Here is a 14,960-nt window from a genome sequence, read left to right as displayed (position 1 = left end):
GGCGGCGCCGCCCCCGGCGGGCCGTCCGGCGCCCGTCGGAGCCTCGTCCGGGGCCCGTCCGGTACTCGTCCGGTGCCCGTCCGTGACCGTCGCGGCCGGGCCCGCCGGGGGCCCGGTCCTGCCCTTGACCAGCGGCGATCCCCGGTCCTAGGGTGGCGCCATGGCGTATCGGCGGACCGGCTTCACCCTGGCCGGCATCGGCGGCTCGTGGCACCGCAGGTGCTTCGACGAGCTCTGTCGTCCGCGCGCCGCGCGCTGACCCCCGGGCCTCCGCCCGCTCCCCCGCGCCGGCGCCCCTCCTCACGACCCATTCCCGGCGGCCGCCCGCGGTACGCCCCTCCGAGGAGCAGAACCCGTGTCAACCCCCGTCGCCGGCGCGGAACTCGGCGCCTTCCTGCGCGCCCACCGCGACCTCCTCAAGCCCGCCGACGTGGGGCTGACCCCGACCACGCGCCGCCGCACCCCGGGGCTGCGCCGCGAGGAGGTCGCCTCGATGGCCGGCGTCGGACTCGCCTGGTACACCTGGCTGGAGCAGGGCCGGGTGCCCGCCTCGCGGCAGGTGCTGGAGGCCGTCGCCCGGGCGCTGCGGCTCGACCCGGCCGGGCTCCGCTACGCGATGCGGCTGGCGGGCCACCACGACGCCGCCGCCCACGACGGCCCCGGGACGGACCGGCTCGCCGCCGCCGTCCAGCCCGTGCTCGACTCCTGGCCGGCCAGCCCGGCCGTGCTCGTCGACCGCCACTTCGACCTGCTCGGCTGGAACACCGCGTGGGCCGTGCTGTGGGGCCCGCCCGAGGCCGTGCCCGCGGACCGGCGCAACCTGATGTGGCTGATGGCCGTGGACCGCAGGCTACGCGAGGTCCTGCACGACTGGGAGCCGCTGGCCATGAACGTCTTCCAGCACTTCCGCGCACAGGCCGGGCCGGCCCTCGCGGACTCCCGGACGGAGGAGGTCTACCGGCACCTGGACGCGGACGCGCCGGAACTGCGGCACTGGTGGGGATGCCACTCGGTGGCGGACCTGACCGCCCGCACCATCACCGTGGAGCCGACCGGCACCGGACCCGTCCGGCTGGCCCTCTCCTCGTTCCACCCGGTGGACGACCCGTCGGCCCTGGTGCTGCTGCTCACCCCGGCCGACGCCGTCGGGCACCTGCGGATGGCGGCGCTGACCAGCCGGGCCGGCGCTCCCGCCGCCGCTCCGGCAGCGGGCTGAGGACCCGGTCGCCGGGGCTCCCGGTTCGCGGCACGCCGGCCGCAACGGGCGCGTCCGCCGGTCCTGGCCGATAGTGAGACCAAGGGATCGCCCAGACCTTGGACCGCACATGGACCGCTACCCGCCCATCGCCGAGCACGGCCTGATCGGCGACCTCCAGTGTGCCGCGCTGGTGACCTCGCGGGGCGTCGTCGACTGGTTCGCCGCTCCCCGGTTCGACTCCCCGAGCATCTTCGCAGCGCTGCTGGACCACGACCGCGGCGGCTACTTCAGGCTCGCGGACGTCAATCCGGACGCCACCTGCAAGCAGCTGTACTACCCGGACACCGCCGTCCTGGTGACCCGGTTCATGTCGCCCGACGGGGTGGGCGAGGTCATCGACTGGATGCCGCCGGACGCCGGACGGATCCCGAGCGGGCGGCACGCCCTGGTCCGCACCGTGCGCAGCGTGCGCGGCACCGTGCGCTTCGCCATGGAGTGCCGTCCCCGGTTCGACTACGGCCGGGCCACCCACTCCCTCGACCTCCGCCCCGAGATCGCCGCCTTCCGCGCACCGGGCGTCTGCGCGTACCTCCAGAGCACCTTCCCGGTCGAGCGGGACGGCGACGACCTGCGGGGCGCCGTCACGCTGAGCGTCGGCGAGTCGGCCGCGGTCATCCTGACCGTCTGCGACGCCGACGGCCAGAACCCGCCGCCGCCCCCGCCGCCCACCGTCGACGGGATCACGAAGCAGCTCTGGGAGGTCGCCGACTTCTGGCAGCGCTGGGTCCACGGCTCCAACTACCGGGGGCGCTGGCCCGGCATGGTCAACCGCTCCGCCATCACCCTCAAGCTGCTCACCTACGCCCCCACCGGCGCGCCGGTCGCGGCCGCGACCATGGGCCTGCCGGAGCAGGTCGGGGGCGAGCGCAACTGGGACTACCGCTACACCTGGGTGCGGGACGGCTCGCTCTCCGTCCGGGCCCTGCTCGACCTCGGTTTCGTCGAGGAGGCCACCGCCTTCACGCACTGGCTCGGTGACCGGCTGCACGAGGCGACGGGGCAGGGCAGCGAGCCGCTCCGGATCATGTACCGGGTCGACGGCGAACCGCTGCTGACCGAGGAGATCCTCGGCCACCTGGAGGGTTACCTCGGCTCCGCGCCCGTACGGCTCGGCAACGCGGCCTCCGACCAGTTGCAGCTCGACATCTACGGCGAGGCCATGTACGCCCTGTCGGAGGGCCGCGAGATCGCCACCCAGGCCGGCTACCGGGGCTGGAAGGTGCTCACCCGGACCCTGGACTGGCTGGCCGACTCCTGGGACCGCCCCGACGAGGGCATCTGGGAGACCCGCGGCGGCCGGCAGGACTTCACCTACAGCCGGGTGATGTGCTGGGCCGCCTTCGACCGCGGCCTGCGCCTGGCGGACGCCTTCCGCCGGCCCGCCGACACCGACCGCTGGACGAAGGCCCGCGACGCCGTCCTGCTCCAGGTCATGGAGCGCGGCTGGAGCGAGGAGGACCGGGCCTACGTGCAGCACTACGGCGGCGACGCCGTGCTCGACGCCTCGCTGCTCCTGATGCCCCGGGTCGGCTTCGTCTCGCCCCGGGACCCGTCCTGGCTGTCCACACTCGACGCGATGGACCGCACCCTGGTCTCCGACAGCCTCGTCTACCGCTACGACCCGGCGGCCTCCCCGGACGGGCTGCGCGGCTCCGAGGGCACCTTCAGCCTCTGCACCTTCCTCTACGTGGACGCGCTGGCCCGGGCCGGACGCCTGCGACCGGCCCGGTACACCTTCGAGAAGATGCACACCTACGCCAACCACGTCGGCCTGTTCGCCGAGGAGATCGGGCCCAGCGGCGAGCAGCTCGGCAACTTCCCGCAGGCGTTCACCCACCTGTCGCTCATCATGGCGGCCTGCACCCTCGACGAGGCCCTGGACCGCCGGTCCGGCTGACCACGCCCGACGTCCCCGTCGGCGAGCGGTGCCGGCGCGCCCCGGGCGTCGAGGCGGTGGAGGACGACGAGGGCGGGCCCGCCGCCGCGACCGGTGGGTTACGGGGCGACCCCGAGCCCGGCGAGGACCGGGAAGTCCTTGCGCTTGATCTTGGCGCGGCGACCGTCGGGGTGGTGGAAGACGATGCCCTCGGCCAGGGTGCCGGGGGCGAAGCGGCTCTCCAGTTCGGCGAGGTGGTCGCGCAGGCCGGCGTAGTCGCGCGGCACGCCCTGGAAGACCGGCGCCTCCAGGTTGAACGGCACGCACCGGTGGTCGTCCAGCAGCAGCGGGTTGCCCTGGATGCGGGGGCCGAGCGCCTCGCAGGAGTGCTCGCCGTCCGGCCACGACGTGACGTCGGTGTTGCGGGCTGCGGTGAGGACCCACTTGTCCTCCGCCGCGTCCTCGGCGGTGTCGACGTACCAGCCGTCCTTGATCCCCTGGCTCTTCTGCAGTTTGCTCGGGTTGCGCCGCTTCTCCACCCGCACCAGCCGGCCGGCCCGGACGGTGAGGCGGACGTTGGTTCCGTCGAGCTTCTCCGTCGGGGCCCCCTCGCCGTCGAACACCCATGCGCACGACGCCTGCGGCCGGTCGACGACCCGGAAGTCGGCGTCCCGCTCGAACAACGTGGGGATCTTCTCCATGACCTGCATGCCCTTCCTGACGTGACCGAGCAGTTCCTCGTGGGTGACGGCACCGGCCGCCAGGCCGCCCGCCAGCGCGCGGACCAGGTCCGCGACCGAGACCTCGGCCTCGACGGCGACGCGCTTCAGCGCCTTCTTCTCCTCGGGCGAGATCCAGGCGACCAGTCGGGACCAGCCTTCGGGCGGTGTCCATCGCGCGAGCTGTTCCGGGTTCTTCCGGGGCCGACCGCGCCCCCTGCGCTCCTCCATGGCAGGACCCTAGGCGCGCATTTAATGATGTTTCAATTGGCATAACAGAAAATGGTCGGCCGGAGCTTCGCCCGGTGCGGCCGGGCGATCCGGGCACTCCGTCGGGGTCACCCGGGGCCGCCCGGGGCCGCCCGGGGCCGCCCGGGGCCGCCGACGACCGTCCCGCCTGCCCGGTGCCGGGGCGGCGGGACGGTCTGCTGCGGAACGGCCGGGCCGGCGTCAGGATCCCGGTCGGTGCAGGTCGGTGCAGGTCGGGTTGTCGGTCAGTTCCTGGTCAAGCGGGCGTCGGCCCAGTCGGCGTGGTCGAACGAGCGGCCGTCACCGGCGTCCGTCACCCGGAGCGTGAGCTCGGTGACCCCGGACGTGTCGACGTCGATGCTGCGGGCGGGGCTCTGCGCGGTCGTCACCGGTGTGGTGGCGACGACCCTGCCGTCGGCGACGACCTCGAAGACGACACTGCCCCGCCCACCGGCGGCGACCTCGTCGTCCAGACCGACCAGCGCGGTGAAGCGCCGGTAGGCGCCGCCGAGCCGGACGGTGACGGAGCCGTTGGCGTGCATCCCGAGGCCCCTGTCGAAGGCCCTGCCACCGATCCGCAGGGTCCTGCCGTCACCCGCTTCGGACTCGCCGTTGGAGGTGTCGCGTTCGGCGGGGCCGTGACCCGCGGTCTGGGCGGCGAAGGGGAGTTCGCTGACGTAGACGACACCGGGGTGACGGACGAAGACCCGGACCGTGCGCTGCTTGGTGACGACGCTCGTGGTCCCGCCCCGGACGACCTGGTAGCGGGCGGTGACCACGAGGTCGTGGCCGGTCCCGGGGGCCGCGTCCGCGGGAGCGGTGAGCGTCCAGCTCGGAGTGACGGCCTCACCGGCCGACAGCGAGGCCGCGGTGGTGCCGGTCCCCACGGCCCGCCACCCCGCCGGGGTGTCGATCTGCACGGAGACGTCGGTCACGGGGCCGTACCGGTCCACGGTGAAGCGTCCGTCGATCCGCGTGGCGGCGCCCGGCTCGACCTCGGCCTTCGGCGAGGACAGGGTCAGCGTGGCCGGGGCGACGCGCTCCACGGGCTCGTCGCAGGCGGTGCGGCCGGGGAGATCGGCGCAGACGATCGCCGCGAAGCCGCCGTTGGCGGGCACGGGGACGTCGAGGACATCCGTGGAGCGGACCCGCCGGCTCTCGCGGACGAGCCCCTTCGCGCCGTCGCGGACCACCTCGACGAGCCGGCTGCCGCCCCCGCTGCCGAGGAAGCCGAGGGGCACCCGTTCGGTGTGCGCCGGGCCCGCGGCGATCGACCCGAGGAACCAGCGATCGCCGCTGCGGCGGGCGAAGACCGCGCCCTCGCCCGGCCGGCCGGACACCAGCACGCTGTCGTCCCAGACGGTCGGCACCTGCTCCAGGAAGCGCTCCGCCTCGGGGCGCTGACGGTAGACCTCCAGCGAGCCGGCCAGGTGCTGGAAGCCCGACTCGTAGACCACGGTCAGCGCGACCTCGGAGGCCTCCGAGTTCGGGTGCCCGCTGCGCTGCAGGTCCATCGGGGTGTAGTCCATGGAACCGACGACGTTGCGGGTGAAGGGGATGGTGGTCATGTCGCCGATGGACGCCCCCTTGTACTCCGCTCCGCGGACGGCCTCCATGGTCACGACGTGCGGCCAGGTGCGCTGCATCCCGTTGGGGATGGTGGAGCTGTGGAGCGTGACCATCAGCCGGTGGTCGGCGGTCGCCTTCAGGATGTCGTCGTACCACCGGAACTGGGCCTGGGTCTCCGACTCGATGTAGTCGATCTTCAGTCCGACCACGCCCCACTCGTTCATCCGGGTCAGGACGGTGTCCCGCTCGGCCGCGGTGTCGAGGTCCGTCCAGTGCATCCAGAGCATGATCCCGACGCCGCGCTCCTTCGCGTACCGCACGAGGTCCGGCACCCACGACTGACCCGCCCAGCCGTCGTCGACGACCGAGTACGGCCAGCCGTGGGCGGCGGAGTAGTCGACGAACGCCTTCTGCGCCTCGAAGTCGGCCTGGACGCCGCGGGCCCCGGCGAGCCAGGACCAGGCGACCTTTCCGGGCCGGATCCAGGAGGTGTCGGTGATCCGGGCGGGCGGCGCTAGGTCGTCGGTGAACGTCGACCCCGTCACGCCGGGGAGGTCACCGACGGTCGCGGTGCGCCAGGGGGTCGTCAGCGGGCCGTCGACGTCGACGTCGGTGTCGTCCAGTTTCAGCGCGTACCGGCCGCTTCCCGCGGTGTGGTCGAGCCGGCTCGCGGCGTAGCGGCCGTCGACGCCGGACTCCGAGAGCAGGACGTAGTCGTCGCGGACCTGGAACAGCGCGGGGTAGCCGAAGGAGCCCGTGGCCGCGCCGGACGCCGTGGTCCGGCCGTGGTGCTTCTCGTGGCCGGGAGCGTACGGGGTGAGCCAGGCGGTGGCGTCGCCGGGCAACTGGAAGGCGGAAACCTCGCGCTCGACCCTGCCGCCGGTGGTCGTGGGCAGGTCGTAGCGGTAGGCCACACCCTGGTCGGAGACCCGGACCACGAGGTCGACGCGGGTTCCTCGGCCGCCGGTGAACGAGAACCGGGCCTCGGTCATGGTCGTGGCGCGGTCCAGACGCTTGCCGGTGGTGGCGCGGTAGGACTCGTGGACGAGGCGGTCGGTGCGGCTCTGCGGACTCAGACCGGTGGACAGGTCGGCCCGGTCGGTCACCAGGCCGAGCGGCGCGGCCTCCAGCACGGTGGTGTCACCGCGCTTCACCCCGAGGGTCAGCGCGCCCCGGTCGTCGAGCGCGACGAGCGCGGCGATCCTCGGGCCCGAGGTGGACCCGGGTTGCCCGACGCTCCACGTCTGCGCCGTTCCGGCCGCCCGGGCGGTGGCGGGCGCGAGGACGGCGACTCCCATGAGCGCGGCCACGACCGCGGCCAGTGCGGGCAGGACTCCGGACGGGAAACTCTTCATGCGGATCGGTCCCTGCTTTCGGTGCGGGGTACGGATGACCGGGCGAGGGGCAGCCCGGCGCGCCGAGCGCCGGGGCGGCGACGGCGGGGGTCCGACGGACGCCGAGCCGCACCCCTGGTGCGGCGTGCATGGTGGGATCTCCAACCTGACGGGGGTGGCCGGCTTCGGCGGAGCGGGCGGCGGCGTCGTGCGAGTCGGTGACGCCGCCTGAGCGCACGGGGCGGTGGGCCGTGCCGCGAGTGGATCAACTGGCTTGCGCGGCACGGGCGATGGGGACGCCGGAAAGAGGGGGCGCCCGCCAGGACCATAGGTCGGTCACCTGATCCGGTCAATGCAATCGGACCGATTTCCTATCAGACAACCATTGTTTGAGCATTCGATCGCAAAGCCTTGACCCCACCCGGGGAGGATGCGCACCATGGCTGCGGCCGACCGGCGCTCCGTCGGCGGATCACGCCCCCGCCCCATCGACCCGCCCGGGCGGGGACGTCCCGACGGCGCGAGCCGCAGCCGCCGGCCCGGCCCACTCCGCCGCGGAACGATTCGGACCGAATGCTGGTCAAAGTTTCGTATATCGAATACCTTCACTTCATCGCCGACGCCGCCCCTTGCGGGAGGGTCCGCGGACCCGGCACCCCCACCCCTCCCCCACCCCTCCCGCACCCCTCCCCCACCCACGGAGGCCCCCTTGACCGGAATGCCCAACCCCGTCGACCGCCGGTCCGTCCTGCGCGGCATGCTCGCCGCCGGCGCCGCGGCGACCCTGTCCCCCGCGATCAGCCAGGCCGACGCGCAGGCTGCGGGCATCTCCACCGGCAGCTACCGGATCCGCTTCGACCAGGCCGCCAAGCAGACCATCCTCGGCCTCGGCTTCGAGATCCAGTCCGACTCGATCGCGTCCGGCAACGGGGGCATTCCGAGTACGGTCAGCGGCGTCCCGTTCGACCTGACGCCCGCCGAGCGCACCCGCTTCTACCAGCAGATGCTGAAGGCCGGCCGCTCCGACCGGGGATTCCGCTTCTGCCGGCTCGCCCTGGGCCTCTACCACCGGGGGGTGACCGCCGACGGCAGGCGGCTCGTCGACCGCTACCCGGGGCAGACCGACCTGCTGGCCGAGATGATCGACCAGGCCGGTGTCGAGGGCCTGATGGCCGAGTACTGGTCCCCGGCCCCCGGCTGGAAGACGAACAACAGCCTGGTCGGCGAGAGCCCGGACAAGAAGACCGACTACGGGCTCTCGTCCTTCACCCCGGCGAACCTCGACGCGCTGGGCGACGCGATGGTCGCCGACCTCGACCACCTCGCGGCCAAGGGCCTGAAGATCCTCTACTGGGGCCTGCAGAACGAGCCCGACAGGGGCACGCCCTACTCCTCCTGCCTGTACACCCCGGCGCAGTACCGGGACACCTTCAAGGCCGTCGCACCGAAGATCCGCGCCAAGTACCCGAACGCGATCATCAACGCGGAGAGCGAGGGCGGCTGGAAGGGCGCCCACGGACAGGCCCTGCTGGCCGACCCGCAGGCCATGCGGTACGTCGACAACTGGACCTTCCACAAGATCGGCACGGACAGCACGGACCAGATCACCACCGACTACACCTCCGGTGCGGTCGGTCGGCCGGTGTTCAACAACGAGTTCGAGTACCTCAGGGGCCCCCTGACCGACTGGCGGTTCGTCAACACCGCCCAGTCGATCATGAACTGGATGACCTTCCAGAACTCGCCGACCTGGTTCTGGCTGCACGCTCTCAAGCCCATCGGCAACTCGGAGTCCGAGAACTACTCGCTGGGCCTGTGGCGGCCCCCGGCCGACGACGACTTCAGCGCCGGCCACTACCCCGACCTCCGGAAGGGCCACTGGCAGTTCAACCCGCGCAACTGGAACGCCGTCGCCGGCTTCGTGAAGTACATGCCCTGGGACTCGGTCCGCTACCACGTCGACGAACCCCGCCACACCAACGGCGCCCACTACTCCGAGCACCGCATCATGGCCTGGCGCACCACGGCGGGCAAGCCGGTGTTCGCCGTCACCAACCGCTCGGCCACCGAGCCCTTCACCTACACCGTCGACACCCAGACCGACGCCGTCTTCCAGGGCCACCGCTACGGCCCCGCCACCAACAACCAGTCCCTGACCTCCAAGACCGGTCCGACGCTGGAGATCACCGTCCCGCCGCTGTCCGTCGAGTTCTGGGTCCGCAACTCCTGACCCGATCCCCGGCCGGCCGGCGCGCCCGCCGGCCCGACCCCCTCCTGCCACAACCCATGAAGGAACCGGTGGGCGAAGATGCTCCGCAACGCTCTCGAACCCTGGCACATCATCATCGTCATCGCCGCGATCGCCCTGCTGTTCGGCTCCAAGAAGCTGCCCGAACTCGCCCGCGGTCTCGGCCGGTCGATGCGCATCCTGAAAGCCGAGACCCAGGCCCTGCGCGAGGACGACCTCCCACCGGATGACCCGACCGGTCCGGTCCCGGCCGTCGAGCCGGGACCGGTGCCCGTAGTCGAGCCGACCGGCGTCACCGGGGCGACCGGGACGACCACGTCCCGGAAGCCGACCGCCTCGGTCTGATCCCCCCTCGGCCGGTGCGTCCCACGAGGCAGCCGGCCTCCCCCGGGGCTCCCCGTGCCCCGGCCCGGGGAGCCCCGTCCCTTTCCGGGCCGGCCCGGGTACCGCCGTGCAGCCGGCCGACTTGTCCAGCCAACCCGTGTCGATGTTCTCCCCCTGTTCACGTCCGGACCGCCCGTCGAGGGCCGACAGGACACCGGTCGGGCCGAATCTGGGCTGGCCGCCGCCCCCCTCACCACCGTGACTCCGGCCACCACCCCCGGAGACGCGCAGGCCACCACCACCGTGCCGACCGGCTCGGCGGACCGCTCTTCCGAGGAGGTGCCGGCGGACACCCCCATCGATAGGAGTAGGTCCGTGGAGCGACGTATCGGACGTCGGAAGTTCCTGGTCGGCGCGACGGCGGCGGCGGCCGCCACCGGTGCGGGCTGGCCGGTGCTCGGGAGGGCCGGTGCGGCCCAGGCGGTGCCTGCGGCGGCGGTGCAGGGGGCCGTGGATCCGCGTCTGGCCCCGGTGAAGCACGTGGTGATCCTGATGCAGGAGAACCGCAGCTTCGACCACTACTTCGGCCTGCTCAAGGGCGTGCGCGGCTTCGGCGACCACAGCGTCGTCGACCTGCCCGGCTCCACCTCCGCACCCTCCGGCCGGACGGTCTTCCAGCAGCCGAAGGGCAGCGGATCGATCCTCCCCTGGCCGCTGAGCGGCGGCTCGAACACCTGGGAGCGCTCCGAGTGCAAGGTCGACGGCGGCGGGCACGCCTGGAGCGACCAGCACAACGCGTGGAACGGCGGCCGGATGAACAACTGGTACGCCGCCAAGAGCAGCACCGGCATGACCATGGGCTACCACTCCCGCGCGGACATCCCGTTCAACTACGCGCTCGCCGACGCCTACACCATCTGCGACGCCTACCACTGCTCGTCGATGACCGGGACCGGTCCGAACCGCAACTACCTGTGGTCGGGGTCCATCGGCGCCGGTCTGCCGGGCGCGAACCGGGTCAGCCACAACGGCGGCGACTTCCGCCGCAGCGGGCAGAACTGGCAGACCTACGCGCAGGCCCTGCAGCTGGCGGGCATCGACTGGAAGGTGTACCAGGTCTACGACAAGGCCGGTGACCGCAACTACGGTGACAACGCTCTGGAGTACTTCGCCCCCTTCATGACCTCCGACCCCGCCAAGGACGGCACGGGGGACAAGGTCCTGTGGCAGCGCGGCGTGGCCGGGGTCCCCTACAGCGGCGGCGACGTGGCCGACGCCCTGGTCGCCGCGCTCCGCGCCGACGTGGCCGCCGGGACGCTGCCGAAGGTCTCGTGGATCGTCACGGACTACGCCAACTCCGAGCACCCCAGCGCCAGCCCCAGCGTGGGCGCGACCATGACCAAGCGGGTGCTGGAGGCCCTCGACACGAACCAGGACATCTTCAACTCCACCGTCTTCCTGCTCACCTACGACGAGAACGACGGCTTCTTCGACCACGTCCCGCCCGCCGTCCCCGCCAACACCGGGGACACCACCGAGCACGTCAACGGCCTGCCGATCGGGCTCGGCTTCCGGGTGCCGATGACCATCGTGTCGCCCTGGACCCGCGGGGGCCGCGTCAACTCGCAGGTCTTCGACCACACCTCCGTCCTGCGGTTCCTGGAGGCCTGGACCGGCGTGCAGTGCCCCAACATCAGCGCCTGGCGCCGCGCGGTCTGCGGTGACCTCACCTCGGCCTTCGACTTCGACAACCCGGTCTTCGGCCCGCTCCCCGCCCTGCCCGCCGTGGTCCCCGCCGGCCACTCCCTGATGACCGGCACGGCGTGCAGCACCACCAGCGCCCCCACGCCCCCCGCGAGCGGCACGCTGCCCGCCCAGGAGCCGGGCAACAAGGCCGCCTGCGCGCTGCCCTACCAGACCAACGCCTACCTGGACCGCTACGAGGGCACCGACGCGGGCGGCACCCAGAAGATCTGGGTCGCCATCGAGAACCTCGGTGCCCAGGCCACCGGCGCCGCCCACTTCGCCGCCTACGCCAACGCCTACCGCGGCGGCGGCCCCTGGCAGTACACCGTGGGGCCGAACGCCGCCACCGCCGACTTCTTCAACATCGGGGGCGGCTACGGCAGCGGCAAGTACGACCTGACCGTCGTCGGCCCCAACCGGTTCCTGCGCCGCTTCAAGGGCAACACCGGGGCGGGCAAGGGCCGGTACGCCAGGGTGAAGAGCTGGTTCGCCCCCCACAACGACCCCGTCGCCCTGTGGTTCCAGCTCCGCAACGACAGCCCGGCCGACACCGCCGTCTTCACCATCACCTCGAACCACTACCGCACCGGCACCTGGACCTACACCGTCGGCCCCGGCCAGGCCGTGGACGACTACTTCAACCAGGTCAGCAACGGGCAGGGCTGGTACGACTTCACCGTCACCGTCAACAACGACCCCGCCTGGTCCCAGCGCTTCGTCGGCCACATCGAGACCGGCCGGCCGAGTACGACCGGCTCCGTCGCCTGACACCCGCGCACCGCGGACGACGACTCCGGGCCGGCGGGTGGGGTGACGACTCCACCGGCCGGCCCGGGCCGTCCGTACGGCCGGGGCCGGCGGCCCGCCGGCGGCGCGCTCACCGGGCCCGCTCGACCCTCCGCTCGTCCCACACCGGCTCGGGCGTCTCCCGCACCACGCCGTCCGAACCGAACACGAGGAACCGGTCGAAGGACCGGGCGAACCACCGGTCGTGCGTGACCGCCAGGACGGTGCCCTCGTAGGACTCCAGCCCCTCCTGGAGGGCCTCCGCCGACTCCAGGTCCAGGTTGTCGGTCGGCTCGTCGAGGAGGAGGGCCGTGGTGCCCGCGAGTTCCAGCAACAGGATCTGGAACCGGGCCTGCTGACCGCCCGACAGCTTCTCGAAACGCTGCTCCGCCTGCCGTTCCAGCTCGTACCGCCGGAGCACCGACATCGCGCCGCCGCGGTCCTTCGCGTGCTCGGCCCACAGGATGTCGAGCAGGCTGCGCCCCAGCAGCTCGGGGTGGGCGTGGGTCTGGGCGAAGTGGCCGGGCAGCACCCGGGCGCCCAGCTTCCAGTCACCGGTGTGGGCCACGTCCTCGCCGGCCAGCAGCCGGAGGAAGTGGGACTTGCCGGAGCCGTTCGAACCGAGCACCGCGACGCGCTCGCCGTAGAAGACCTCCAGCGAGAACGGCCGCATCAGGCCGGTCAGTTCGACGTGCCGGCAGGTCACCGCCCGTACACCGGTACGCCCGCCCTGCAGGCGCATCCGGATGTCCTGCCGGCGGGGCGGCTCCGGCGGCGGGCCGATCTCCTCGAACTTCCGCAGCCTGGTCCTGGCCGCCTGGTAGCGGGAGGCCATGTCGTCACTGCGCGCGGCGTACTGCTGCATGTCGTGCACGAGCTTCTTCAGCTGGGCGTGCTTGTCGTCCCAGCGCCGGCGCAGCTCCTCGAACCGCTCGAACCGGGCCTGCCGGGCCTCGTGGAACGTCCCGAAGCCGCCTCCGTGGATCCACACCGTGGATCCGGCCGGACTCGGGTCCACCGCGACGATCTTCTCCGCGGCGCGGGCCAGCAGCTCGCGGTCGTGGGAGATGAAGAGGACCGTCTTCGACGTCTCCTTCAGCTGCTTCTCCAGCCAGCGCTTGCCGGGGACGTCCAGGTAGTTGTCCGGCTCGTCCAGCAGCAGGACCTGGTCCGGACCGCGGAGCAGCGCCTCCAGCACCAGCCGCTTCTGCTCCCCGCCCGAGAGCGTCCGCACGTCCCGGAACTGGGCCCGGTCGTAGGGCATGCCGAGGGCTGCGGTCGTGCACATGTCCCAGAGGGTCTCGGCCTCGTAGCCCCGGGCCTCCGCCCAGTCGCTGAGCGCCTGCGCGTACTTCATCTGCGCGGCCTCGTCGTCCACCGTCATGATCAGGTGCTCGGCCTCGTCGACCGCCGCCGCCGTCTTCCTGATCCGCGGCGGCGCCACCGACACCAGGAGGTCGCGGACGGTGCGTTCGTCCCGCACCGAGCCGACGAACTGCGACATGACACCGACGCCGCCGCTGGAGGTGACCGTCCCGCTGTGCGGCTGCAGTTCCCCCGAGAGCAGTCTGAGCAACGTCGTCTTGCCGGCCCCGTTGGCGCCGACCAGGGCCACCACGGCCCCGTCGCCCACGTGGAACGACACGTCACCGAGCAGGATCCGCCCGTCTGGCAGGTAGTACTCCAGATGCGAGGCTTCCAGGTGTCCCATGGTCCACGATCCTTCCTAACCGCGCGGGGGCGGCGCAAGTCGATTGCGGGGCCCCCGACCGCCCCGGAGGTGCGGATTCGAACAGCCCGCGCACGTCGGACGTGACCGAACGTAGGGGGATCTGAGGGGTTAGAAGCGGACTACCGGACTGCTAACTTCCTGTAAGAAGCCTGCACCCGTCGCCCCCTTCACCGGCAGCAACACCCGGCAACTGCACCGGCCCGTCCCCCGCCGACCGGCCCCGCCCACGGGTGTGCGGCGGCCCACCGGTTCCCCGCCCTGCGCCGGCCCCGCCGTCCCGGCCCTGCAGAGCCACCGAGACCTTCAGAACAGGAGTACGCCGTGGCGCTCGACACCGCACCGAACGCGATTCTGGAAGGCGGCCCCGCGGAGGCCTTCCCGGAGCACGAACGGCTCCGCTTCCTGGACGCGGAGCAGCACGTCCTCAAGCTGCCGCGCGGGAACCGCTACGAGCACTTCCGCCGCTCGCACCGGACGGTCCGTCACCGGACGTCCGAGCTGCGGGTGTTCGAATGGACGGGTTCCACCTTCGTGGCGGAGTAGCCCGCGGCGCGAGGCCGCCTCGGTCCCGGTGGGGACGGGGGCGGCCTCGTGCTGCGCCCGGGCGCAGCGGCGGGCGCGGCGGGGCGGCGCCTGCTCAGAGGTCGACGGGGGCGCCCGCCGCGTCCTGCTCGCGGTCGTACGCCGCGCGGGACGAGGCGATGGCGTCACGGTGGCGCTCGGCCCAGGCGGTGAGACCGGTCAGCGAGGTGTAGAGCTCGTCGGCCATCGCGGTGGCCCGGTACTCCACCTTGGGCGGCACGGTCGCGTAGACGGTCCGCACCAGCAGGCCGTCCCGTTCGAGGTTACGGAGCGTCAGGGTGAGCATGCGGCGGCTGATGCCGGGGACGGCCCGTTCGAGTTCGGTGAAGCGGACCGGGCCGTGGCTGAGGTTGAGCAGGATCCCGATCGCCCACTTGCCGCTGATCCGGTTCAGCGCCTCCAGGACGGTGCACACCTCACGCTCGGCGCCCGGGGCTCCGACCGCCTCGATCACATCGGTGTTCCCTTGGAACATGAAAGTGCCTCCTTACGAGTGGACTTGATGGTCACACATGATGGGCGCTGTAACAAGAAGTG

Annotated in this window: 10 protein-coding genes; 6 read left to right on the top strand and 4 right to left on the bottom strand. The window is 72.4% G+C overall.

The window, feature by feature from the left end; all coding sequences use genetic code 11:
• Window positions 1–355: 355 nt before the first annotated feature.
• Window positions 356–1,216, top strand: coding sequence for a helix-turn-helix domain-containing protein (locus ABZY91_RS32270; RefSeq protein ID WP_355406541.1), 861 nt, complete (start codon window positions 356–358; stop codon window positions 1,214–1,216).
• 109 nt (window positions 1,217–1,325) lie between these two features.
• Window positions 1,326–3,155 (top strand): glycoside hydrolase family 15 protein, encoded by a 1,830-nt coding sequence (locus ABZY91_RS32265; protein WP_355406539.1) that lies wholly within the window; start codon window positions 1,326–1,328, stop codon window positions 3,153–3,155.
• A 98-nt stretch (window positions 3,156–3,253) separates the two neighbouring features.
• Here the strand turns inward: ABZY91_RS32265 and ABZY91_RS32260 are convergent, their stop codons facing one another.
• Window positions 3,254–4,084, bottom strand: a complete 831-nt coding sequence (locus tag ABZY91_RS32260) for a hypothetical protein (protein WP_355406537.1) — start codon at window positions 4,082–4,084, stop codon at window positions 3,254–3,256.
• Window positions 4,085–4,347: 263 nt separating this feature from the next.
• Entirely contained in the window at window positions 4,348–7,026 is a 2,679-nt protein-coding gene (locus ABZY91_RS32255) for a glycoside hydrolase family 97 catalytic domain-containing protein (RefSeq protein WP_355406535.1), read from the bottom strand.
• A 688-nt stretch (window positions 7,027–7,714) separates the two neighbouring features.
• Between ABZY91_RS32255 and ABZY91_RS32250 the strand changes: the two genes are divergently transcribed.
• From ABZY91_RS32250 to ABZY91_RS32240, 3 genes are all read left to right on the top strand, one after another.
• Complete coding sequence (locus ABZY91_RS32250) at window positions 7,715–9,235, top strand: hypothetical protein (RefSeq protein ID WP_355406533.1); 1,521 nt, start codon at window positions 7,715–7,717, stop codon at window positions 9,233–9,235.
• A gap of 78 nt (window positions 9,236–9,313) precedes the next feature.
• Window positions 9,314–9,598 carry a Sec-independent protein translocase subunit TatA gene (gene tatA / locus ABZY91_RS32245; protein ID WP_355406531.1) on the top strand — a complete coding sequence of 95 codons (285 nt, stop codon included), beginning with the start codon at window positions 9,314–9,316 and terminating at the stop codon, window positions 9,596–9,598.
• Between the two features lie 354 nt (window positions 9,599–9,952).
• Complete coding sequence (locus tag ABZY91_RS32240) at window positions 9,953–12,091, top strand: phosphocholine-specific phospholipase C (RefSeq protein ID WP_355406529.1); 2,139 nt, start codon at window positions 9,953–9,955, stop codon at window positions 12,089–12,091.
• A 109-nt stretch (window positions 12,092–12,200) separates the two neighbouring features.
• On the opposite strand, the gene ABZY91_RS32235 is transcribed toward ABZY91_RS32240, so the two are convergent.
• Window positions 12,201–13,820 (bottom strand): ATP-binding cassette domain-containing protein, encoded by a 1,620-nt coding sequence (locus tag ABZY91_RS32235; RefSeq protein ID WP_329881614.1) that lies wholly within the window; start codon window positions 13,818–13,820, stop codon window positions 12,201–12,203.
• Between the two features lie 342 nt (window positions 13,821–14,162).
• Here ABZY91_RS32235 and ABZY91_RS32230 point away from each other — a divergent pair, with 342 nt between their 5' ends.
• On the top strand, window positions 14,163–14,384 hold the full coding sequence (locus tag ABZY91_RS32230; protein WP_329952845.1) for a DUF5988 family protein: 222 nt from the start codon (window positions 14,163–14,165) through the stop codon (window positions 14,382–14,384).
• Between the two features lie 94 nt (window positions 14,385–14,478).
• Here ABZY91_RS32230 and ABZY91_RS32225 read toward each other — a convergent pair whose 3' ends face one another.
• Window positions 14,479–14,898, bottom strand: coding sequence for a helix-turn-helix domain-containing protein (locus tag ABZY91_RS32225; protein ID WP_329881612.1), 420 nt, complete (start codon window positions 14,896–14,898; stop codon window positions 14,479–14,481).
• Window positions 14,899–14,960: the final 62 nt, after the last annotated feature.

Origin of the sequence: Kitasatospora sp. NPDC002965 (genome assembly GCF_040611255.1) — a bacterium.
Taxonomy (GTDB): Bacteria; Actinomycetota; Actinomycetes; order Streptomycetales; family Streptomycetaceae; genus Kitasatospora.
The sequence above is the reverse complement of the archived record's forward strand: the minus strand, read 5'-3'. Positions and strand labels throughout refer to the sequence as shown.